Source organism: Pseudoalteromonas sp. SANK 73390, assembly GCF_054966645.1.
Genome location: NZ_ARPN01000050.1, coordinates 60,373 through 83,593, shown reverse-complemented (window position 1 = coordinate 83,593; position 23,221 = coordinate 60,373). Strand labels below are relative to the sequence as shown.

Annotated in this window: 20 protein-coding genes and 1 pseudogene; 14 read left to right on the top strand and 7 right to left on the bottom strand. The window is 41.7% G+C overall.

What is annotated here, in order from left to right; genetic code table 11:
* Window positions 1-228 precede the first annotated feature (228 nt).
* Window positions 229-903: a RadC family protein gene (gene radC / locus SANK73390_RS06625; RefSeq protein WP_261593178.1), complete on the bottom strand. Its 675-nt coding sequence runs from the start codon at window positions 901-903 to the stop codon at window positions 229-231.
* A gap of 138 nt (window positions 904-1,041) precedes the next feature.
* Here radC and coaBC point away from each other — a divergent pair, with 138 nt between their 5' ends.
* On the top strand, window positions 1,042-2,238 hold the full coding sequence (gene coaBC, locus SANK73390_RS06620) for a bifunctional phosphopantothenoylcysteine decarboxylase/phosphopantothenate--cysteine ligase CoaBC (RefSeq protein ID WP_462764819.1): 1,197 nt from the start codon (window positions 1,042-1,044) through the stop codon (window positions 2,236-2,238).
* Here coaBC and SANK73390_RS06615 read toward each other — a convergent pair.
* Window positions 2,235-2,369: a hypothetical protein gene (locus SANK73390_RS06615; protein ID WP_462764817.1), complete on the bottom strand. Its 135-nt coding sequence runs from the start codon at window positions 2,367-2,369 to the stop codon at window positions 2,235-2,237. The genes coaBC and SANK73390_RS06615 overlap by 4 nt on opposite strands.
* On the opposite strand from SANK73390_RS06615, the gene slmA reads away from it, so the two are divergent.
* The 7 genes and pseudogenes from slmA to SANK73390_RS06580 all read left to right on the top strand — a co-directional run bounded on the left by slmA (window position 2,368) and on the right by SANK73390_RS06580 (window position 11,893).
* Complete coding sequence (gene slmA / locus SANK73390_RS06610; protein WP_462764815.1) at window positions 2,368-2,958, top strand: nucleoid occlusion factor SlmA; 591 nt, start codon at window positions 2,368-2,370, stop codon at window positions 2,956-2,958. The two genes, SANK73390_RS06615 and slmA, sit on opposite strands and share 2 nt — an antisense overlap.
* 146 nt (window positions 2,959-3,104) lie before the next feature.
* Window positions 3,105-5,893, top strand: a pseudogene (locus SANK73390_RS06605) (S9 family peptidase).
* Between the two features lie 163 nt (window positions 5,894-6,056).
* A complete protein-coding gene (gmk, locus tag SANK73390_RS06600; protein ID WP_462764814.1) occupies window positions 6,057-6,680 on the top strand; it encodes a guanylate kinase in 624 nt (207 codons plus the stop codon).
* Window positions 6,681-6,770: 90 nt separating this feature from the next.
* Complete coding sequence (rpoZ, locus tag SANK73390_RS06595; protein WP_152087169.1) at window positions 6,771-7,046, top strand: DNA-directed RNA polymerase subunit omega; 276 nt, start codon at window positions 6,771-6,773, stop codon at window positions 7,044-7,046.
* Between the two features lie 303 nt (window positions 7,047-7,349).
* A complete protein-coding gene (gene spoT / locus SANK73390_RS06590; protein WP_462764812.1) occupies window positions 7,350-9,452 on the top strand; it encodes a bifunctional GTP diphosphokinase/guanosine-3',5'-bis pyrophosphate 3'-pyrophosphohydrolase in 2,103 nt (700 codons plus the stop codon).
* An 8-nt stretch (window positions 9,453-9,460) separates the two neighbouring features.
* Window positions 9,461-9,853, top strand: a complete 393-nt coding sequence (locus tag SANK73390_RS06585; protein WP_462764810.1) for a RidA family protein — start codon at window positions 9,461-9,463, stop codon at window positions 9,851-9,853.
* Window positions 9,854-10,279: 426 nt separating this feature from the next.
* Complete coding sequence (locus SANK73390_RS06580; protein ID WP_462764808.1) at window positions 10,280-11,893, top strand: DUF342 domain-containing protein; 1,614 nt, start codon at window positions 10,280-10,282, stop codon at window positions 11,891-11,893.
* 825 nt (window positions 11,894-12,718) lie between these two features.
* Here the strand turns inward: SANK73390_RS06580 and asnA are convergent.
* Entirely contained in the window at window positions 12,719-13,717 is a 999-nt protein-coding gene (asnA, locus tag SANK73390_RS06575; RefSeq protein WP_462764806.1) for an aspartate--ammonia ligase, read from the bottom strand.
* A 184-nt stretch (window positions 13,718-13,901) separates the two neighbouring features.
* On the opposite strand from asnA, the gene asnC reads away from it, so the two are divergent.
* Genes asnC through recG form a run of 3 tightly spaced genes read left to right on the top strand, consistent with a single transcriptional unit; the run spans window position 13,902 to window position 17,209 of the window.
* The gene (asnC, locus tag SANK73390_RS06570) at window positions 13,902-14,360 is read left to right on the top strand and encodes a transcriptional regulator AsnC (RefSeq protein ID WP_462764804.1); all 459 of its coding nucleotides are present in this window, start codon (window positions 13,902-13,904) and stop codon (window positions 14,358-14,360) included.
* A 49-nt stretch (window positions 14,361-14,409) separates the two neighbouring features.
* Window positions 14,410-15,108 (top strand): tRNA (guanosine(18)-2'-O)-methyltransferase TrmH, encoded by a 699-nt coding sequence (trmH, locus tag SANK73390_RS06565; RefSeq protein ID WP_462764802.1) that lies wholly within the window; start codon window positions 14,410-14,412, stop codon window positions 15,106-15,108.
* 13 nt (window positions 15,109-15,121) lie between these two features.
* Window positions 15,122-17,209, top strand: a complete 2,088-nt coding sequence (recG, locus tag SANK73390_RS06560) for an ATP-dependent DNA helicase RecG (RefSeq protein ID WP_462764800.1) — start codon at window positions 15,122-15,124, stop codon at window positions 17,207-17,209.
* A 55-nt stretch (window positions 17,210-17,264) separates the two neighbouring features.
* On the opposite strand, the gene galE is transcribed toward recG, so the two are convergent.
* Complete coding sequence (galE, locus tag SANK73390_RS06555) at window positions 17,265-18,281, bottom strand: UDP-glucose 4-epimerase GalE (RefSeq protein WP_462764798.1); 1,017 nt, start codon at window positions 18,279-18,281, stop codon at window positions 17,265-17,267.
* A 66-nt stretch (window positions 18,282-18,347) separates the two neighbouring features.
* Window positions 18,348-19,211 carry a TolB-like translocation protein gene (locus SANK73390_RS06550; protein ID WP_462764796.1) on the bottom strand — a complete coding sequence of 288 codons (864 nt, stop codon included), beginning with the start codon at window positions 19,209-19,211 and terminating at the stop codon, window positions 18,348-18,350.
* Window positions 19,212-19,343: 132 nt separating this feature from the next.
* Between SANK73390_RS06550 and SANK73390_RS06545 the strand changes: the two genes are divergently transcribed.
* The 3 genes from SANK73390_RS06545 to yjjG all read left to right on the top strand — a co-directional run bounded on the left by SANK73390_RS06545 (window position 19,344) and on the right by yjjG (window position 21,542).
* Window positions 19,344-20,243, top strand: a complete 900-nt coding sequence (locus tag SANK73390_RS06545; RefSeq protein WP_261593192.1) for a phosphoribulokinase — start codon at window positions 19,344-19,346, stop codon at window positions 20,241-20,243.
* Window positions 20,244-20,308: 65 nt separating this feature from the next.
* Window positions 20,309-20,872 (top strand): inosine/xanthosine triphosphatase, encoded by a 564-nt coding sequence (gene yjjX, locus SANK73390_RS06540; RefSeq protein WP_462764793.1) that lies wholly within the window; start codon window positions 20,309-20,311, stop codon window positions 20,870-20,872.
* Entirely contained in the window at window positions 20,862-21,542 is a 681-nt protein-coding gene (yjjG, locus tag SANK73390_RS06535; protein WP_462764791.1) for a pyrimidine 5'-nucleotidase, read from the top strand. The genes yjjX and yjjG overlap by 11 nt, the downstream gene beginning before the upstream one ends.
* 198 nt (window positions 21,543-21,740) lie before the next feature.
* Here yjjG and SANK73390_RS06530 read toward each other — a convergent pair whose 3' ends face one another.
* Window positions 21,741-22,106 carry a hypothetical protein gene (locus SANK73390_RS06530; RefSeq protein WP_462764789.1) on the bottom strand — a complete coding sequence of 122 codons (366 nt, stop codon included), beginning with the start codon at window positions 22,104-22,106 and terminating at the stop codon, window positions 21,741-21,743.
* Window positions 22,107-22,194: 88 nt separating this feature from the next.
* Window positions 22,195-23,220 carry a hypothetical protein gene (locus tag SANK73390_RS06525; protein ID WP_462764787.1) on the bottom strand — a complete coding sequence of 342 codons (1,026 nt, stop codon included), beginning with the start codon at window positions 23,218-23,220 and terminating at the stop codon, window positions 22,195-22,197.
* Window position 23,221 lies beyond the last annotated feature (1 nt).

Below are 23,221 nucleotides of genomic sequence, written 5' to 3'. Positions count from 1 at the left end.
AGCGCGTTTGGTTTTTAGGTAAGGCAGAGCCTATGTCGTGTGGTATTCCCCATAAATAGGCGATAACGCAGCATAAATACCAAACGCGCGCTGCCCAAAGGGTTCTGTCTAGGGGCGATTAACTCTTTGCTGCTCGATTTTTACTTAGCCCACTAGGTTACAAACCTCGCACCGCGATTAAATCGCCCCTAGATTGAACAAATTTTAATCCTCAAAGGAAAACAGACCCTAAATTAAGCCACGTTGTGCAAACGAAATACATTGATTACCCGCCACAATAAGGTGATCAAGTACATTAATGTCAACAAGGGCCAATGCATTTTGTAACTTTTTGGTGATTAATTTATCGGCTTGACTGGGCTCTGCAACGCCAGATGGGTGGTTGTGCGCAAAAATTAATGATGCGGCATTATGTTTTAATGCTGCTTTAACAACTTCTCGTGGATACACACTTGCAGCATTAATGGTCCCTCTAAATAGTATTTCATCTTTTATAAGGCGATTTTGATTATCAACATACAGCGCCATAAAGACCTCATGATCCAACCCTCTTAACTGAATCGTTAAATAATCCGTCACAGCCTCAGGCGAGCCGAACAATATATCTCGTTCACAACGCTCTTTTAAATAACGCTTACTTAATTCTAACACCGCCTGTAACTGTACATATTTTGCTTCTCCGAGTCCTTTAAAAGCGCAAAAATCACTGAGACTGGCATTAAATAAATTACTCAGGGTATTGTTTTGTATCAATAAAGACTGCGCTAACTCGACGGCATTCATACCCTTAACCCCAGTGCGTAAAAAAATAGCCAAAAGCTCGGCATCGGTTAATGCGTTAGGACCTTGATTAAGTAGTTTCTCACGGGGGCGTGTATGTACAGGTATTGCATGTATTTGCATCTCTTATCCTTAGAATTGATTATCCATTTGCCATTAAGTGTAGTGAGCAAATCAAATTATTCAAAACCGCCCTAGTGCCATCAATATAGTGCCTGTGTTATCTTTAATACTTAAACTAATAACTCTTGGATTTAGGGCATGAGCCAACAACATAAAAATATTGTGCTAGGAATAAGCGGCGGTATTGCAGCCTATAAATGTGCTGAACTTGTCAGGCGATTAAAAGAACAAGACTGTACAGTTAAAGTCGTCATGACCGACTCAGCAAAGCACTTTATTACAGCGCTCACTATGCAAGCCGTTTCGGGTGAGCCTGTTGCAGACTCACTCCTAGACCCCAGCGCAGAGGCCGCAATGGGCCATATCGAATTAGCAAAATGGGCCGACCTGATTCTAGTCGCACCCGCTAGCTGCAATATCATTGCAAAAATGGCACAAGGCATTGCCGATGACTTGCTCACCACATTATTGTTAGCAACTCCTGCGCAAGTTGCAATCGCACCAGCAATGAACCAACAAATGTATGCCCATGCAGCAACCCAAGAAAACCTTAAAACTTTGCAAGCGAGAGGCGTGTTAATTTGGGGGCCTGGCAAAGGTGAACAAGCGTGCGGTGATGTTGGCGCTGGTCGAATGTTAGAGCCTAATAAGTTGGTAGACTTGAGCTTAGCAGCAGAGCCTGCCACATTACTTGCCGATGTTACCATTACCGTTACAGCGGGCCCAACACGAGAACCACTCGACCCAGTACGGTTTATTAGTAATCACAGTTCTGGAAAAATGGGCTATGCATTGGCTCACGCAGCTCTAATGTTAGGTGCTAAAGTTAATTTAATTTCCGGGCCAGTCAACATTGAGCCCCCACAAGGCGTCAATCTAATTTCAGTAGAAAGTGCTATACAAATGCGTGATGCAGCACTAAAACTAGCGGGCAGTTCAGATATTTTTATTGGCTGCGCAGCAGTTGCTGATTACCGCGTTGCACAAGTTGCTGAACAAAAAATAAAAAAGCAAGGTGATGAAATGACCATCACTATGATCAAAAATCCTGACATCATTGCTGAAGTTGCCGGATTAACCAAAAACCGCCCCTACACTGTTGGGTTTGCGGCTGAAACACAAAATGTTGAGCAATATGCGAAAGGTAAATTAAAAAACAAAAACTTAGATATGATTTGCGCCAACGACGTATCTGATCAAACGCTTGGATTTAATTCTAATAATAATGCACTCACCTTGCTTTGGCACGACGACAGTGTAGAACTCGGCATCGCTGACAAACAGGCCTTAGCGATGAACGTGCTATTAGAAATAGCAAAAAGGCTTGATTTTTAGCCACTTCCCAGTGGCCCTTTAAAGTACTGGCACCAAGCTGAATAAAGCATTAACATAACTCCCTGAGCAATAGGTGTGAGCTGCTTGGGGTTTGCACTGACCATAATAACGATAACTAAAGGAAAGTTCATGCCAGCGACTAAACGCAGTAATCGCAAAGAGCAAATACTACAATCTCTCGCACAAATGCTTGAAACTAGCCCAGGTCAACGCATTACTACCGCTAAATTGGCTGCTGAAGTTGGCGTATCTGAAGCTGCTTTATATCGCCATTTCCCCAGTAAAGCGCGTATGTTTGAAGGACTCATCGAGTTTATCGAAGATACTTTACTCTCACGCATCAACATTATTTTAGAAAACGAAAAAGAGACTCAAGGTCGCATTTACAATATTTTAATGTTGCTATTAGCATTTGCAGAAAAAAACCCTGGTATCACTCGAATTTTAACGGGCGATGCACTCCAAGGTGAGCAAGAAAGGCTAAGAGAGCGCGTGCAAAGTTTATTTGAAAAACTAGAAACACAGTTCAAACAGGTATTACGGGAGCGTAAACTCAGAGAAGGTAAAACATTTGCCACTGAAGAAGGCGCACTGGCAAACTTATTTCTTGCATATGTGGAAGGTAAAATGAATCAATTTGTGCGCAGCGACTTTAAAGCATCACCTAGCAGCCAGTTTGAAAAGCAATGGCTAGAACTACAAAAAATCTGGCTTGCTTAATACCAGTTTTATTAATAAATTCGGATACGATAAAAAGGTATTATCGCCTTTTTATCTCCTTCATCCCTATATTTACCGCAAGCCTCTTTAGAGAGCAAACCAACTTGTGATAAAACAAGTTATCGTCAACAACCAGTAAAAAAAAGATGAAACCCATTCACTCCCTTATTAGCGCCGGTATATTAATTGCCAGCACCGCAAGTACAGCTTCTACATCAGGCTTAGCGCTACAGTTTAAAGATGTTTTTGATTTTCGTTATGCACAAAACACGGTGTTATCCGATGATGGTCAGTTTTTAACGTTTTCCGCCCAACCTTATAGAGGAGATAGCGAAGGACATGTTTATAATTTAACAACCAATCAATTAATAGCGAAGGTGCCTAATGGCAAAAAGCCACAGATCAACAAATCAGCTACTTGGGTAGCATTTACGCAAACTCCTTCTTTGCTTGATAACGAAACCGCCAGTAAAAAAGAAAAAAGAAACTGCCAAAAAATCTGGTTTTAATAAATACCCAAACAAAGCAACAGCACACGTTTAACAATATTGCTGATTACCAATTGTCTGATGATGGACAGTGGCTTGCATATCGAGAGAAAGAAACCGCAGAAGGCAAAGACAAAGACAAAGACAAAGACAAAGACAAATCAAAAGTTGAAGCTGATCAACCTAGCATCAAAACTGACAAAAAAGACAAAGCCTACCAGCTAGTCATCATTAATTTAAACAATGACAGCACAGTGCGAATTGAGCAAGTAGGCAAGTATGAGATCAGCCCAAGCAGTCAAGGGGTACTGTTTAATCAACTGAGCAAAGATGGCAGTAAAAATCGTATTAACTTTATTGATTTAAGTGACCTTAAACAACATAGTTTATTTGATGAACCTGGGATCACAGTAAGTCAAATTGCTTGGCACCCGCAAGGTAATACGGTGGCATTTTATCAAGGTAATTACGTCAATGAGGATACACGTCGCCGTCATTATCAATTAACTTTGTGGAATGCACCGAAAAACACCATCCAAAATATCACTAACCCAGATACTTGGCTTAGTGGTAAAACAGCTAAAATTCAGTGGTCTGAAGATGGTAAGCGACTATATTTTGAAAACCGTCCATTATTAGAGGCAAAAAGCACGCCTCTGAAATACCACGATCAAGCCTCTTTAACCGATATTGATACCATCCGCGCACACAAAGGGTTGCAAATTTGGCACAATGAAGACCCAGAAATAAAACCTCGAGAAATCAAGACTTGGGAAAAAACCAACAAACACCGTCATTACCAAGCGGTTTATCATTTAAATGGTCAACATATAGTACAACTGACTGACGAAAAAACCCCCCATGTTAAACTCAATACAAACGCGCAATATCTTTTGGCTAGCAACGACCAGCCTCATTTAAAACAGATTATGTATAAGGGGTTTTATGATGATTACTACGCTGTAAAAGTAGCCAATGGCAATAAACGCCTCATCATAAAAGAAGCACCTTTTCGACCTAGTTTATCACCCACAGGTAAGCATGCTGTTTATTTTAAAGATAAACAAGTGTGGTTAAAAGAATTACACACTCAAAAAGAGTCACCCTTAACCCATGCCATACACAATGCGATTTTTGCCAACGATAAGCATGACTACCCTCAATCACAACCGGGTTACGGCTTTGCTGGCTGGCAACAAGATGGCAGTATCGTTTATGTGTATTCTAAATACGATATCTGGGCATTCAACGTTAACTCACAACAAGCCAAACGCCTAACACAAGGCAAAGAAACACAAACACAATATCGTGTTAAGGTGCTCGATAAAAATAAAGTCGGCTTTATCAACAATGATACGCTGATACTTTCTGCCCATAACCTTGAAAATAAGCAAACTCACATTGCAAAGCTTGCGCTGGGTAATAATCAAGTAACAACAGTCCTTGCCGAGAAAGCACGCTTCGACGTGGTGAAAAAGGCAAAAAATGCAGATAAATTCCTATTTACTAAACAAACTTATCATCAATTCCCTGATTATTGGCAAACTGATACCCACTTTAAAACGCCACAACAAGTCACCACACTGAACCCACAAATTAGCAATTTTGCATGGGGCCAAAAACCAGAGTTAGTGCAATACAAAGGGTATGACGGGGAAGACTTACAAGGTGTACTCATCAAGCCCGCAGGCTACAAGAAGGGTGACAAACTACCAGTTGTTATCTACTTCTATCGCTATATGAGTCAGCGCATGTATCACTTTCCAAAAATGGAGCTAAATCATAGGCCTAACTTCCCTATGTTTACCTCTAATGGTTACGCGTTGTTCCTACCTGACATTCGCTTTGAGATAGGAAAACCAGGCCCATCATCCACACAAACCATGGTCAATGCAGCGCAAAAACTAATTGATATGGGTATTGCTCACCCAGATAAAATTGGCTTACAAGGGCATTCTTGGGCAGGCTATCAAAGCGCTTTTATGGTCACACAAACAGATATGTTTAAGGCTGTTGTTTCAGGCGCTCCGGTATCAAATATGACCTCAGCATATAGCGGCATTCGTTTAAAGTCTGGTCTTGCACGTCAATTTCAATATGAAACAGGGCAAAGTCGAATTGGCAAAACATTGGTCGAAGCACCAGAGTTATACATTGAAAATTCACCTGTATTTTTTGCTGATAAAGTAAATACGCCAATTTTAATCATGTTTGGCGATGAAGACGGGGCAGTTCCATGGCAAGAGGGTATTCAATACTATCTTGCATTACGTCGCCATGACAAGGATGCTATTTTCTTGCAATATGAAGGCGAACCGCATCATTTAAAGCAGTTCCCTAATCAGCTCGATTTTTCTATTCGCATGATGGAGTACTTTGATCACCATCTAAAAGGTATGCCTGCAGCTAAATGGATAAATCAAGGCGAAGCTTATAAAGCAGAGTAAAGTACAGATAGGTCCAGGCAAATAGGTTTGGACCCATAACTGCAACATGGCGCCTGCTGTTATATCTGACTAGCTTATGAAGAGCGCAACGTTTAAAATGCACGTTTAACTTGGTTTTTAGCTGTGGCAATGCTTGGCCACTTCATTTTAAGAGCAGCATCCTATGACAACAGCAACACATGGTAACCTTTTTATTCTTTCTTCACCATCAGGAGCAGGAAAATCAAGCCTAATCAAGGCTTTACTAACAAAGCACCAAGACATTAAAATGTCAATTTCACACACTACTCGCGGCCCCCGTCCGGGTGAAAATAATGGTGAACATTACCACTTTGTGAGCGAGGCTGATTTTAATGCCTTGATCTTAAACGATGACTTTTTTGAATGGGCCAAAGTGTTTGATAATTACTACGGTACATCAAAAGCAGCTGTTGCAAATCAATTAAATGCTGGGCTGGATGTATTTTTAGATATTGATTGGCAAGGTGCTCAGCAAGTACGTAAGTTGGTACCAGACGTTAAAACTATTTTTATCTTACCGCCATCACAACTAGAGCTTGAAAACAGACTTAATGGCCGAGGCCAAGACTCAAAAGAAGTCATTGCCTCACGCATGGCACAAGCAAAGTCAGAAAGCTCTCACTACAATGAATTTGATTACGTGCTAGTAAATGATGACTTCGATACGACACTCAGCCAATTAGAGCACATTGTGATCGCTGCTCGTATGGAGTTAAAAGCGCAACAAGCACGCCATGGCGCTTTAATAACAGACCTTTTACGCTAATTTTTGATAAATTTTAACCACCCTATTGGCGAATTGGCTCCCTTGCAGTAAACTAGCCTTTTGGAAATAAATTAACTTTGGAGTGCTTCGATGGCTCGCGTAACTGTAGAAGATGCGGTAGATGCAATTGGTAACCGTTTTGATTTAATCTTGGTAGCAGCGCGTCGCGCTCGTCAAATCGCTGTAGGTGGTAAAGATCCTATGGTTGATGCTGAAAACGATAAGCCAACGGTTATCGCTTTGCGTGAAATTGAAAAAGGTCTGGTGAACAATTCTTCACTAGATGTGATTGACCGTGAAGAACAGCAAAACCAAGAAGCTGCAGAACTTGCAGCGGTTGCAGCTATTGTAGGCGGTAACAACTAAAACTAATTTAGTTTTGATGATGATGCCAGCATTATTGCTGGCATTATTGTTTTACAGTCCAATTAATACCAATTGCATTAAATAAATAGCCAAATATTACGACGAATAAATGGCTTAGTAATTTTTAACGCAGTTAATGTGTCATTTAGCTCGCTAGAATGATCAATGTATTAATAAAATTGGCATAAAACCCCAATTACAGTTAGTGCTCGCAAATAAAGTCTAGACTAGTCGTTGGTTTCTCTCTCAATTCATCGTATATTCGTTACATATCGATAACTTCACCGAAATATTGGAGTGTGAATGTATCTTTTTGAAGGCCTAAAAAAGAAAGTTTCTGAGTATTTATCACCTGCAGACGTTGAGCTTGTGCAAAAGGCTTATGTTGTTGCGCGTGAAGCCCATGAGGGGCAAACCCGCTCAAGCGGTGAGCCATATATCACCCACCCTGTTGAGGTAACACAAATACTCGCAGGCATGAGATTGGACCATGAGACTTTGATGGCTGCGCTGATGCACGATGTCATTGAAGATACTGACTTTAGCCAACAAGATTTAGCCGAAATTTTTGGTGCAACAGTAGCAGAGCTAGTTGAAGGCGTTAGTAAGCTAGATAAGCTTAGTTTTAAAGATAAAAAACAATTTCAAGCTGAAAACTACCGAAAAATGATCATGGCAATGACACAAGATATCCGTGTCATTCTTATTAAGCTTGCCGATAGAACACATAACATGCGCACGCTCGGTGCACTGCGCCCTGATAAACGTCGTCGTATTGCACGAGAAACATTAGAGATCTTTGCCCCAATTGCTAATCGCCTCGGTATTCATGACATAAAAAATGAGCTTGAAGATTTGGGTTTTCAAGCACTCTACCCGATGCGCCACCGAGCGCTCAAATCGGAAGTGGCCAAAGCTCGTGGTAATCGCAAAGAAGTGATAAGCAATATTCAAACTGAAATTGAATCGCGCTTGCAAGAATCAGGCATACAACCGGCTGTCAGTGGCCGCGAAAAACATTTATATAGTATTTATAAAAAAATGCTCAATAAAGAGCTGATGTTCAATGAAGTAATGGATATTTACGCCTTTAGGATCAACGTTGATAACCTTGATACCTGCTACCGAGTACTTGGCGTGGTTCACAACCTATATAAACCCATTGAAACTCGCTTTAAAGATTATATTGCCGTACCTAAAACTAATGGCTATCAATCTCTACATACCTCATTGGTTGGTCCTCATGGTATTCCTGTCGAAATACAAATTCGTACCCACGATATGGATCAAATGGCTGACAAAGGGGTTGCTGCTCACTGGATGTATAAAAAATCAGGTGATAGCTCAGGAAATACAGCGCAGCAACGTGCGCGTCAGTGGATGCAAAGCTTACTCGAGTTACAACAAAGTGCAGGCTCATCCTTTGAATTTGTTGAAAATGTTAAGACAGAATTGTTTCCAGAAGAGATCTACGTATTTACGCCCGATGGCCGAATAGTAGAACTGCCAATGGGAGCAACAGCGGTTGATTTTGCCTACGCAGTACATACTGACGTAGGTAATACTTGTGTAGGTGCACGCGTTAATCGTAAACCTTACCCACTTAGTAAAGCACTAGATACGGGGCAAACAGTCGAAGTAATTACCAGTTCAGGCGCCCACCCAAATGCAACTTGGCTAAACTTTATTGTTACTGGTAAAGCACGCTTAGGTGTGCGCAACTACTTAAAGAGCCAACATCAAGAAGAAGCAATTCAGCTTGGTCGCCGTTTACTAGACTCAGCTTTGGGTGAGAGCAAGTTAGATGATATTCCTCAAGAAACAATTGACCGCGTTTTAGATGAGCATAAACTGACCACTTTACTCGCTCTATTGGTAGAAATTGGTACTGGCAATATTATGAGCATATTAATTGCCAAGCGTTTGTTACAAACCGATGATGGCATTGAGAGCGTTGCTAAAAAGGCCAAAGCAGCCATTATCGGAACAGAAGGTATGCTGGTCAATTACTCTAAATGCTGTCGACCTGTCCCAGGTGACGCAATTACCGCTTATGTTAGTCAAGGCAAAGGCCTAAACGTACATCGCCAAGAATGTAAGAACATCAAAGGCTGGGAGAATGAACGCTCCAAGTACTTTGTTGTTAAATGGGAAGATAACCCAGAAAAAGAATATATTGCAGCACTGAGGGTCGATATCATTAATCATCAAGGTGCCTTAGCAAAACTCACTAATGTGGTAGCAAGTACACAATCAAATATCGTTGAAATCGCTACCGACGAAAAAGAAAGTAATTTATACGTTATAGATTTAGGCATTACAGTTAAAGACCGTATTCACGTCGCTAATATTATGCGCCGTATTCGCGTAATGCCAGATGTACAACGCGTATATCGTAAGAAATAGGATTAATAATGAACAAAGCAATTATCTCAACTGATCAAGCACCAGCAGCGATTGGCACATATAATCAAGCCGTAAAAGTTGGTACAGCGGTTTACTTATCGGGTCAAATTCCACTTGTACCACAGACCATGGAAATGATTTCTGATGACTTTGCTGAACAAGCTCAACAGGTTTTTAAAAACTTAACCGCAGTGTGTGAAGCTGCAGGCGGCAAATTGCAAGATATGGTTAAAGTTAATATTTTCTTAACTGACCTAAGCAATTTTGCGACCGTTAACGACGTTATGAGTCAGCATTTTAAAACGCCTTACCCAGCTCGTGCTGCCATTGGTGTAAAAGAACTCCCTAAAGGGTCTCAAATTGAAATTGACGGCATTATGGAACTGCCTTCAACAAATTGATGCAACTAGTGCATGTTGTTCTTTGAGTTATGAATTTTGTTCAAATTAAAGGCTTTCAATACTAAAAATGGGCTATGTTGCATAGTAATCTATGTTTTAATAGCACATGAGAGTGCAATATAAGCCTTTGATTGAGTCCTTTGGGCAGTGCGGGTTATTTTCTACGTTTTCACCTGACTTACATAAAATAACTATGGATACAGGCTCTGCCTTGGGCAAATACCCGAATGCCTACTGCAAAATATACAGCAAAAATCAACACGCCCTAATGCATTAGTATTAAAAAAACCGCGTTAATGCGGTTTTTTAATCTCAGCACTTTGATCTTAAGCACTTGACTCTATACTATTTATTAAGCACTCTGTAACTAATACTTTTTTTATTGTGGTTTAATACATTTGGCCTAAAAGGTAAAGGGTGATAAACGTGTTCAAATTGGCGCACAACGGCAATATTTTATTAGAAGTTGCTAAACTTAATCCACCTAACGCAGCCTTCATTGTTGAAGCGCTGGAGCAATCTCCTTATGCCGACTGTGAAGTAGACAATGACTCCATCAATGATTTTTTCAAAAGTGACCATCCTGAAAAAAACCTAGTCGTTGCTAAAAAAGTAGATGCTCAACTATCTGTTGAAATCTCTGAAGATAAAATGACTGCCACCGCTCATTTAGTTACCGCCAAAGGCGGCGCTAAAATAAGCATAGAACAAGCAAAAAAAGTCATCATAAAGGCAGGCGTTAGTCGCGGTTATAAACAATCATTTTTAGAGCAAGTATTACAAAAACAATTTGAGCTGCCACCAGGAGCCAATGCAAATGGCGTGATAGCCCGAGGCCGCCCCCCTAAAGATGGAAAAACGGCTAAACTCATCCCTCATGTAACAACATTAAGAGAGCGATTAAAACAGCCTAAATTGCGTGAGGACGGTTCGGTTGATATGCGCGATTTTGGTAAGTTAGCAAGCGTAGCACCGGGCACCTTGTTAATGTCAAAACAACCTGCCACAGAAGGTGCGCAAGGATTTACCGTCACCGGAGATGCTATTGAAGCCAAAGATGGTGATAGCTTTGAACTCAATGCAGGTGATGGCACGGAAATTTCAGCAAGTAACCCATTAGAGCTAGTTGCTACCATCGCAGGTTGCCCTTCTGATATTCAAAATGGCATGCGTGTAGATGATGTTTTTACGATTGGAGATGTTGATGTACGTAGCGGCCATGTAGATTTCAATGGCAGTGTTATTGTGACTCATAACGTTTCCCCCGGCATGAAAATAAAAGCACAAGGCGACATTACTGTGATGGGCTCTGTAGAGTCAGGTGAGCTTATCAGTGGTGGCCACATCGACATAAAGCAAGCTGCTATTGGCCATTTAGATCATCAAAACAACGACGAAGGCCTTACATGCCGCTTAGTCGCACAAGGCGATATTCATTTAGCACATGGTCAATATAGTTACATTGAAGGTAACAATATTTTTATCGCCAGACAGAGTAACCACTGCAACATTAAAGCAAAAAGCTTGTTTCAAGTAGGTGCTGATGACGCGCCAAAAGGCAAACTAATTGGTGGCGAAATACTTGATGCACAAATGGTCATTGCCGGTGAAATTGGCAGTGATTCTGGGGCTAAAATGACGATACGATTAGCTCATCGCGGTGTTGAGATAACCGCTGAAACCGATGAATGTTTAAAAGCACTCACACAAACCAGCGAGCAATTAAATACCCTGCAACAGGCCATTGAAAAAGCAGATAACGTAAAAGATGCACAAAAGAAACAGCAGCTGATGACCAAAATTGGCGCTACCCAAATGCACTACTGCGAAGAAGCCGAAGCACTTGAAAATAAACTGTCAGCACTTGAACTAAACCTCAATGGTTTGCTAGAAAACACCAAACTTGTTGCAAATCAAGCATTACATCAAGGTGTCGAGATTCATATTTTTGACCGAAAATACAAAACCACTCGCAGTTACCCTCCATGCAGCGCAAGCCTCGTTGACAATAAAATAGAAATAGCATTTAAAACCAACTAAGACGCAGCATGTCTTACCTAAATGCAATAATTTATAGATTATTTAAGCGTTGCGCTTAGTCATCCTAAAGAGCTGCCCCACCTTTACCTAAAGTAGGTAAAGGTGTATAATTTTTACAAATTTACACGGAAGTAAATCATAGTGTTATTTATATGCTTCTCGTGTTCATATCTAACCTATAGACCTATAAATGGACTCAAACTTAACTGACCAATTTAACAGCACACTTGCTTAGCGCTTGCCGCGAGGATGTATCAAAAGCCCGTTGAAATCGACACACTGCGCAAAAATTTACTACATCGTTTGGAGATGTTGCGGGAACGATATTAAGGGTGTGCTGATAGGTAATATTTTTACACTTTAAAAAACTAAAAAATCTCAAGAGCAGTAGCTTGTGCATTATTTGGGGCCGCTTTAGAGGTAACTTTAGGTACGTCATTTATCTTTATCGGTGTAGGTGCCAGCGATAGTTTTTACAGGAGTAAGGAGTAGCTAGTGGTATTGCAGAGGGAGTTACAAAACAACCTATTGGCAAATCAGCAGGACTTACTTTTAAAAGGTAAGCCCTGCTAGCTCGCTTCTCAATTAAGTACGTGTAAACCTGCAACCCAGCATGTCGGTTTTTACATCGCACTTACTTGATGAAGATGGGTGACTCGTTACAAACTTAGTCCCTGTTAAGATGTACTTAGTGTTAATCACGCTTTAACGTATAAAAAAACGGCACCAGGGAGTGATGCCGCTTTGCACTACTAAACACTCATCTAGAGTTCTTTACTTCCAAGGTCAGGTGGTGCCTGTAACTTAACCGCCCTGCACTCGTTTTTATCTTAAAACATCACCTACTTGCGCTTTTAGCTCATCACTCCAAACCCCCACTTGTACTTGCGCAATATGCTGCTTTTGCAGTAATAACATGGCTAAACGAGATTGACCAATGCCACCGCCAATGGTTTGGGGCATGTCACCCGCTAATAGCTGTTGGTGCCAATCATGCGCTAAACGGGTTTCGTCTTGGGTTATTGTTAACTGTCTTGCTAAAGCGTCAGGACACACACGAATACCCATGGATGAAATTTCAAAGGCATCTTCAAGCATTGGGTTCCATACTAAAATATCACCGTTTAGGCCTTGGTATTTATCACATGTCGCGGTTGACCAATCATCGTAGTCAGGTGCGCGGACATCATGAATTTTTCCATCTCCAAGCTCACCGCCTATGCCAATTAAAAATACCGCACCGTACTCTTGGGCTATGGCTTTTTCACGTTGCTTAGCACTAAAATCTGGATACATTTGACGCAGCTCTTCACTGTGCACAAACGTGATCTGCTCTGGCAAAAAAGGTGTTAAAGCAAATTCATCGGCTACCACCTGTTCTGTGGCTTTTATACTGCGATATAATGTCTCTACCGTTTGCTTTAATGTTGCAAGTGAACGCTCAGACTCGCTGCAAATAATCTTTTCCCAATCCCACTGATCAACATAAATAGAGTGAATTGACGACAGTTTATCTTCATCAGGGCGCAGCGCTTTCATGTGTGTATACAAGCCCTCACCGACTGCAAATCCATAATCTCCTAAGGTTTTACGCTTCCATTTAGCCAATGAGTGAACTACCTCAAATTGCGCATCGGGCAGTGCTTTAACTTTAACCGATACCGCTTTTTCAGTACCACTTAAGTTATCTTGGATACCATCACCCACTTTTGCCAAAATGGGGGCCTGAACTTCAATCAAGCCTAGTTCGCTTTCTAATTGCTGTGAAAATACCTGCTTAACGCGGCTAATTTGCTGCTGTGTTTGACGATATGTGCTTGTCATAATTAGGACCTCATTCCCAGTAAATACTTAAATTCGTTTGCCTGCTTGCTCTTGGCTTGATTTTATCTTCAACAAAAAACAACAAAAACACAATAACCCATAACAAAAATAGCAATAAGCACTACCACTCATTAAAAAATTGCGGTAAATTTTATCGATACAATAAAAACCCAACAAAATAACCATGGAAAATTATCAGATCGATAATCTCGATAAATCAATTTTGCACGCCTTAATGGACAATGCCCGTACTCCTTATGCCGAATTAGCAAAAAGATTTGCCGTCAGTGCTGGGACGATTCATGTGCGAGTTGAAAAAATGAAACAAGCAGGCATCATTCAAGGCACTAAAGTCACTATCAGTGCCAAACGTTTAGGGTATGACGTATGCTGTTTTATCGGCGTAAACTTAAAGCATGCCCGAGATTACCCCAGCACCATTGCACAACTGCAAGGCTATGAAGAAGTGGTCGAGGCATACTACACCACTGGTAACTACAGCATTTTTATCAAAGTTATGGCACGCACCATCGACCACCTACAAGATGTTTTAATTAATAAAATTCAAACAATTGAGGAGATTCAGTCCACCGAAACCCTGATCTCACTACAAAACCCCATTGCCCGTGAGGTGATCCCCTAACGATTAGCGGGTATAATCGGCGCAATTTTGATTGAAAGAGCAGTAATTGATGAAAGAAACGCGTTTTCATCGCGTCAAACGAGTGTTAGATAGACGCCAAACCGACCTAACCGTATGTTTAGATGAAGTACACAAGCACCATAATTTATCCGCTATTGTACGTACAGCTGACGCGGTAGGATGTCATCATGTTCATGCTGTGTGGCCCCAAGAAGAGCGCCGCTTGACCAACAACACCTCTGGAGGCAGCAAAAATTGGGTAGAAACCCATATGCATGATGATATTGATGAGGCGGTAGCGACCATTCGCGAGCAAAACCCTGGCATTCAATTACTGGCGACTAATTTAAGTGATGAAGCGGTTGATTATCGCAACATTGATTACACCCTACCTACCGCCATTATTGTAGGACAAGAGCGCTTGGGTATATCTGATAAAGCACTCGCTCATGCTGATAAGCACATTGTGATACCCATGCAAGGCATGGTGCAGTCGCTTAATGTCTCTGTGGCCGCTGCACTGATTTTATACGAAGCACAACGCCAAAGAGATGCAGCGGGATTGTACAATCGTAATGATATGCTAGACGCCGACACCAAACATACTTTATTGTTTGAAGGCTGCCACCCAATTATTGCTAATCGCTGTATTGAAAAGGGTTTACCCTACCCTGCATTAAATGATGATGGCGAAATAGTAGCTAATGAAGCTTTTTGGAATGCTCTAAAATTTAATAACGCGACTTAAACTAAGGATTAGCATGTCAACGCCAAACCTCTCTCACTACCCTATTACCGAGCTTAAAGGCGTAGGACCTAAGGTAGCAGAACGCTTGGCGAAACTGGGCATTTTTACCGTACAAGATATGCTATTTCACCTGCCACTTCGCTACGAAGATAGAGCCCGTACCTACGCGATTGCCGAGCTTACCCCGCATAGCCATGTCAGTATTGAAGCGCAAATAGAGCATAGCCAAATTACTGTTGGTAAAAGGCGCATGCTAATTTGTCATGTCAACGACGGCACAGGCAGGCTGGCACTGCGGTTTTTTAACTTTAATGCAGCGCAAAAAAATGCCATGGCAACAGGTAAGGTGATCCGCTGTTTTGGTGAGGTACGCAGGGGCCAAGCGGGCTTGGAAATGGCCCATCCTGAATACAGTATCCGCGATTGTCACAGTGAGCCTAAAGATCCATCACTGGCGACACTCACCGCGGTCTATCCAACCACCGAAGGCCTAAAACAACTCAGTATTCGTGCCATTGCTGATAAAGCCATTGCACTTTTGCAAAAGTATCAGCTTGATGAGTATTTGCCACAACCATATCGCCCTGCAGATTTAAGTTTAAAAGATGCTGTATTAGCGCTGCACAAGCCACCACAAGATACTGACCTATCCGCTCTTGAACTAGGACAACATCCAGCACAACAGCGGCTAGCCTTTGAAGAGCTGCTTGCGCAAAATCTCAGTTTGTTGCAGTTACGTCAGCGCGCTCAAACAGTGAAGGCGGTGCCTTTACCACCCAATAACACCTTAGAGCCTGAGTTTTTAGCTCACTTACCATTTGCTCCAACGAACGCACAGAGCCGTGTTGTGGCAGAAATTAAACAGGATTTACAACATCCCTACCCAATGATGCGGTTAGTGCAAGGAGATGTGGGGTCAGGTAAAACCTTGGTCGCTGCACTGGCTGCGCTCGGTGCCATTGCTAAAGGCTATCAAGTTGCACTGATGGCTCCCACTGAAATACTTGCAGAGCAGCATGGCATCAACTTTGGTAACTGGTTTAGCAAGTTAGGCGTTGAAGTGGCTTGGTTTGGTGGTAAAACTAAAGGTAAAGAACGTGAGCGTACATTAGAAAGCATTGCCAGCGGTAAAGCACAAATGATTGTTGGCACTCATGCGCTATTTCAACAACAAGTCAGCTTTTTTAACCTTGCTTTAATCATTATCGATGAGCAACATCGTTTTGGTGTACATCAGCGCCTTGCACTGCGCGAAAAGGGTCAGTTTAATAACTGCTACCCGCACCAGCTAGTTATGACCGCAACGCCAATCCCGCGTACTTTAGCGATGACTGCATATGCCGACTTAGAAACGTCTGTGATTGATGAGCTACCACCGGGCCGTACCCCTATTACCACCGTGGCTGTGCCTGATAGTCGCCGTGAGCAAGTAGTCGGTAGAGTAAAAAGTGCCTGTTTAGACGATAAACGACAAGTGTACTGGGTGTGTACCTTAATTGATGAATCAGAAGTATTGCAATGCCAAGCCGCTGAAGATGCCGCCGCACAACTTACTGAGCAACTGCCAGAGCTCAAAATTGGTTTGGTGCATGGCCGTATGAAGGCACAAGAAAAACAACAGATCATGAGTGATTTCAAAAACGGCGATATTAATGTATTGGTCGCTACCACCGTAATTGAGGTAGGTGTTGATGTGCCTAATGCCAGTTTAATCATCATTGAAAACCCTGAGCGATTAGGGCTTGCTCAGCTCCACCAGTTACGTGGACGTGTGGGTCGAGGTGCTATCGCATCACATTGCTTATTGCTCTATCACGCACCTTTATCACACACAGCGCAAAAACGCTTGGGCGTGTTACGTGATAGTAATGATGGCTTTGTCATCGCAGAAAAAGATTTAGAGATTCGCGGCCCTGGTGAAGTACTAGGCACCAAGCAAACTGGGCTTGCAGAGTTTAAAGTGGCTGACTTAAACCGCGATAAAGCACTGTTAAATCAAGTTAGGCCTTTAGCATTTAAGCTTATGAAAGCTCACCCTGAAGTGGTTGAACCATTAGTCTTACGTTGGTTAGGGGCTAAAAGCGAATTGGCCATGGCCTAAGCACATAAAAGTGCAGATAAATAGTAGGCTACTTATCTACACTTTTTGATATAAATTAGACCTTGTAACCATTGGGGTTATTGCTTTGCCAGCGCCATGTGTCTTGCATCATATCATCAAGGCCACGTTGTGCCTGCCAACCAAGTTCTTGCTCAGCCTTTTGTGGTGCCGCATAACATGCTGCAATATCACCACCACGACGAGGTTTAATTTGATAAGGAACGGACTTACCCGAGGCTTTTTCAAATGCACTCACCATTTGCAACACCGAGTAACCATTACCTGTTCCCAAGTTATAAATATGCGTACCCGTATGAGTTGCCAACTTATCTAGCGCTTTTAAGTGACCCACCGCCAAATCAACAACATGAATATAATCTCGAACGCCGGTGCCATCCACAGTATCATAGTCATCCCCAAATACACCTAACTGTTCAAGCTTACCAACAGCAACTTGAGCAATATATGGGAGTAAGTTATTTGGAATGCCATTTGGGTCTTCGCCTATTAAGCCCGACTCATGCGCGCCGACCGGATTAAAGTAACGTAGAATCGCAAATGCCCAACGCTCGTCTGATTTAGCAACATCTTGCAACAGCATTTCCACCATTAACTTAGATGTGCCGTAAGGGTTTGTAGTACCCCCGACTAAAAAGTGCTCTGTGATAGGTAAACTTTGCGGGTCGCCATATACCGTCGCTGACGAACTAAAAACCAGCTTAAACACACCTGCATCGCGCATTGCATCTAACAATGTAAGCGTGCCCTGTACATTTGCTTGATAATATTCAATTGGCTTAACAACCGATTCGCCTACCGCTTTTAAACCAGCAAAATGAATAACTTGGCTAATATCATAACGGGCAAATACGCCATCCAAAAAGGCTTTATCCAAAATATCACCTTGATGAAAGCTCACTGTTTTACCCGTGATCTGCGCGACACGTGTTAGTGACTCTTGTGATGCATTACTTAAATTGTCTACTACTATCACGTCTTCACCTTGTTGTAGTAGCTCAACTAAGGTGTGTGAGCCAATATAGCCAGCTCCGCCAGTCACTAATATACTCATATCGCTTCCTTTATATAAAAACCTGCTGACTATTTTAAATAAATTTTTATATCTGTGCAGCGTTAATTAAGATTTATCACACACAAACGCTAAATTACCTTGGTGATAACTTAATCTTGAGATATGTGTATCACAATATGGACTTAAATTATGCCACTGCGATATCGCTTTGGGGTTTTCAAAATCACGCATATAAATACGATTACCAATCGCATAAGCCACATGACTCTCATTTAACCATGTGTAGTCTTGTACACCTTCTGGCATCACAAAATGGTCGCTCACTTGCTGTGTGTTTGCCGAAAAGCTGGCAAACCAGTGTTGACCATTTTTATTATAGGTAAATGAGTAAATTTGCTTTTTATTATTAAAGGCCAGTGTTCGGCCGATATCTTTAGCGACCTTTGTTGGTAAGTGACCTGTCAAGTCGGCGTATTGCAGCGTATGTGGCTGGCCTAAAATAAACATCACCAAATCACCTTTATTACCCCATGCGTGGTAACCAACCGGCTCGATATGATCAAAGATACGCTGTGCACTTTGGGTTTTATCAAATGGGTAAAACCACAACTTTTGCTTACCATCAGGCTCTACCACCACACTCGATAGCCCATCACCATCGGGGTATAAAGTAGGTGAAAACTCTGACACAGGAGTATTGGTTAAATTATGGCTTGTTTTATCTGCAAAATCATAAAAAAACAAATCAGTTTGAGCTTGCTCTTTAGTGGTCACTCCTTGTGTAAAATACACTCCTTTTTTAGTCACAACAGGCTGATTATGGTAGTTATCATCCGAGGTTATAGACACAACTTTAATTGAATCATCAACTTCACTAGCAAGCAAAATTTGGCTTTGTGGCATCGCTGCCTGCGCCGTCACTATATACATCGAAAATAAATATACAGCCAGTGGGATTAAAGCTTTCATGAATGGTCCTTATTATTTTTCTTTTATCATACCCAGTTGTGCGTTAAACCACAAAACTTGCTATTCAAGCCGCTTCGAGTAACAATCGAATTCACCTATTTTGTTCATGTTTTGAGATTATCGAGGCTTATTATGTCCCAAAAGCACCCTATCATAGCCATAACTGGTAGCTCAGGGGCAGGTACTACCACCACTACCAACGCAATTAAACATATATTTCGTAGTGTGAGTGCTAATGCAGCCTTTATTGAAGGAGATAGCTTTCATCGCTATACCCGGCCTGAAATGGATAAGCTCAAACGAGATGCTCTGCAAGAAGGTAAGCACATAAGCTACTTTGGCCAAGAAGCGAATGATTTTGCCGCCTTAGAAGCACTATTTAGTCGCTACGGCGAGTATGGCGATGGCAAAATAAGGCGTTATCTGCACACTTTTGATGATGCTGTTCCTTACAATCAACTCCCCGGTACTTTTACACCTTATCAAGATTTAGAACCCAATACCGATGTACTTTTTTACGAAGGACTACACGGTGGTGTGGTAACACCCGAGCATGATGTTGCCAAGCACGTTGACTTGCTCATCGGTATGGTGCCAATAATTAACCTAGAGTGGATCCAAAAACTAATTCGCGATACCAATGAGCGCGGCCACTCCAGAGAAGCGGTAATGACCTCAATCGTACGTAGTATGGATGACTATATTAATCATATTACACCGCAATTTTCTCGCACCCATATCAACTTTCAACGTGTACCCACTGTCGATACCTCTAATCCGTTTAGTGCCAAAGACATCCCTTCATTAGATGAAAGCTTTGTGGTGATCCGTTTTCGCGGTATTGATGATGTGAACTTTCCCTATTACTTACATATGATCGATGGCAGCTTTATGTCACGTATGAATACTCTGGTAGTCCCTGGCGGTAAAATGGGGTTAGCCATGGAGTTAGTGCTTACCCCTCTTATCAAAGATTTATTAGTAAAAAAACGCGCGATAGAAAATATGGCCCCCGTTGAGCTGCCGATTTAACTTGCAGGCTCAATCATCGCAAATTAAACTTGTGACCCTCTTTTTGCCGCAGTTGGAAGCGATTCATGGCATCAATAAAGACCATTAAAGTATTAGTGGGTTCTCAAAATCCAGTCAAAATTAGTGCAGCTAAAAGCGTGATTGCGCGCTATTTCCCTGAATATCAAATAGATTGCCAAGGATTACATGCTCCAAGTGGTGTGCCAGAGCAACCCCTAGGCGAAGAGCAAACCCGATTAGGCGCGCAAAACCGAGTGAGCTACCTACAGCAACATCATGACGCTGACTTTTTCTGTGCAATGGAAGGCGGTGCCCACCAATTTAGCTACGGCCCTGCTACGTTTGCTTATGTGGTAGTTGCTAATGCTCATTACACCAGTGTAAATCGCAGTAGTAATTTACCGTTACCGCAGCCTATTTATAATGCACTCATGGTGGGCGAAGAATTAGGTCCAGTTATGGACCGTGTGTTTAATACCACCAATATTAAACAGCAGGGAGGGGCAATTGGTTTGCTCACCAATCATGTTGCGACGCGTGAAAGCACTTATACACAAGCACTCACCTTAGCCATGGCCCCCTTTTTACATCCACATTTATATATCGAAAAGGCCAGTGATGAAGTATAGCCATATTCTATTTGACGCCGATGAAACCCTGTTCAGCTTTAACGCATTTTTAGGCTTGAAGAAATTATTTTCTAACTATGGCGTAGAATTTACAGAGCACGATCACAAAGAGTATCAAGCGGTAAATGCCCCACTTTGGCTTGATTATCAAGCTGGTCGTATTGATGCCACAACATTGCAAATTACGCGCTTTGCAAAATGGGCAGAGCGACTAAAGGTACCTGCTAACGAATTAAATTCGGGGTTTTTAGAGTCAATGGCAAGCATTTGCGAACCACTACCTGGCGCACGCAGCTTGTTAAACCACCTCAAAGGCAAGGCCAGTCTTGGCATTATCACCAACGGTTTTGCAGCATTACAGGAAAAGCGACTCGCCCATACAGGGTTAAACGATTACTTCGATTGTTTGGTAGTATCAGAATTAGTCGGTACAGCTAAACCTGACCCTTCTATTTTTGCTCACACGCTTTCTTTATTGGGCAACCCAGATAAAAATAAAGTGCTGATGGTAGGCGATACCCCCAGCAGCGATATTTTAGGAGCCAATAACTTTGGCATTGATAGCTGTTGGTTACAGCATCCAGATGCTAGCTGTCCTGAAGGTATCAAGCCAACTTACACAGTACAATCACTGAAGGAATTAGAGGCCATTTTAGGCACCGACCATTAACTATAAAAAAGTGAGTAATCGAGGTAAAAACAAAGTGCGATTACTCATAACTATTTTATACGTTCTTTCACATCGACACTGAGAGCAGCAATTTGGTACATAAAAAACTGATACAGATAAGCGCTCTTGATGAACTTAAATTTGCGTACGATACCAAAAGCCCATGAAACACTACAGTTACTTCATAGTTCAGCTTACTCAGTTGCCCCGTATCATAACATCGCATGCGTCTAACGCATCATCTAGAGCATTGAACACTGATTGAATAATTACATCATTAAATTCGTCAGTAGTAGATGCCATATTTACATCAACGTCATAGCCCCGAAAATAACGCACTAAGTGATCGTTTCTCACACTAATTAGTACATGACCACTTAACACATATGGTTCATATGAGATATACGCTTTTTCTAATATAACTGATATCTGAGCATCTTGTGCCTGTGTATATCGACTTTCAACCGCATCCTGAACAGTTTCTAAATCAAAATACTTAACTTTTTTATGTACAACATCATCAACTCCAAACCGAATAGCATGCTTGCATTGAATAGACTTCATATGAGTCGTAGTCTTGCATGCTGACAATACAACGCAGCATACAAGAAAAATCGCGAGCCTAACTAAAGTACTCATTAGTGCTCATTGATTAAAAACATACTGTAATATCAGTAGTATTATTGCTCGGTACTGAACATACTTTACCAGTGTCGTAACCATGGATTATACGTATTATATTTCGCTCAGGAAGTCGCTGTATCACTTCAGAAAAGGCACTAGTAAGTTTTCCAGATGCTTCACGCTCCACAAAGTCTTCTGTATCTTGCACATCGAAATTAACAAGGTCGACAATTGAACTAATTGACGTCTTTAATTGGGCTTCCAATTGACCTTGATAAGTTGTCACCCAGGCGTTGGCTGTAATGGCTCTCGACTCTTCGAAGTTAGTGTTTGGACGCTTTGCTTTTTTAATTTTTCTTTGAAGTTTAGCTTTGTATCTTCTCTCTGATTTTGTCGAGTCTGGAAGCTTATCAAACTCAGCCTTCGCTTTTGCAACCTGTTTCGCAATAAACTCTTCGCTTTTTTTAGCTTCTGGAAGCGATTTATTAAGAAATGTAAACTTATTTCGATATAACTCCGGCAATTGCTGCTTTGCACCTTTAGCTGCACGTTCCAATATTTTCACGTTCGCAGACATTCGTAGCACTCTAAAGTCCATCGACAGACGGTAATCTGGTGCAATTGTCATATACTTTTGACCAACTTCCGTTTTAGCGCCTAGCTCTTCACCTGAATAGACAAGGTATGTATTACCAAGTTGCTGATTGGCTATCGTCATTTTGGCTTTTATGGCTTCTACAAACTGTTTATCGAAATCAAACAAATTTAGTTCGTTACGCACAATAGAAAGTGGATCCTGTGCTTCCTCCATATTTGAACTATTGATTGCTGAATCAATAGCAACACCGACAAGCGCACCAATGACTCCATATTGAGCGCTTACACCAGAACTATTACTAACAGGAACGTCTGCATTAAGCTCACTTTGCGACACCATTATGTACACATCTATTGGACCATTAAGGGTATTTTCAGCCAATGGCGTTTTGTAAGGGGTTGTTTTACATGCAGCTAATGTCAACATAAATGCCGCAAAAAAAATATTTTTTAACACT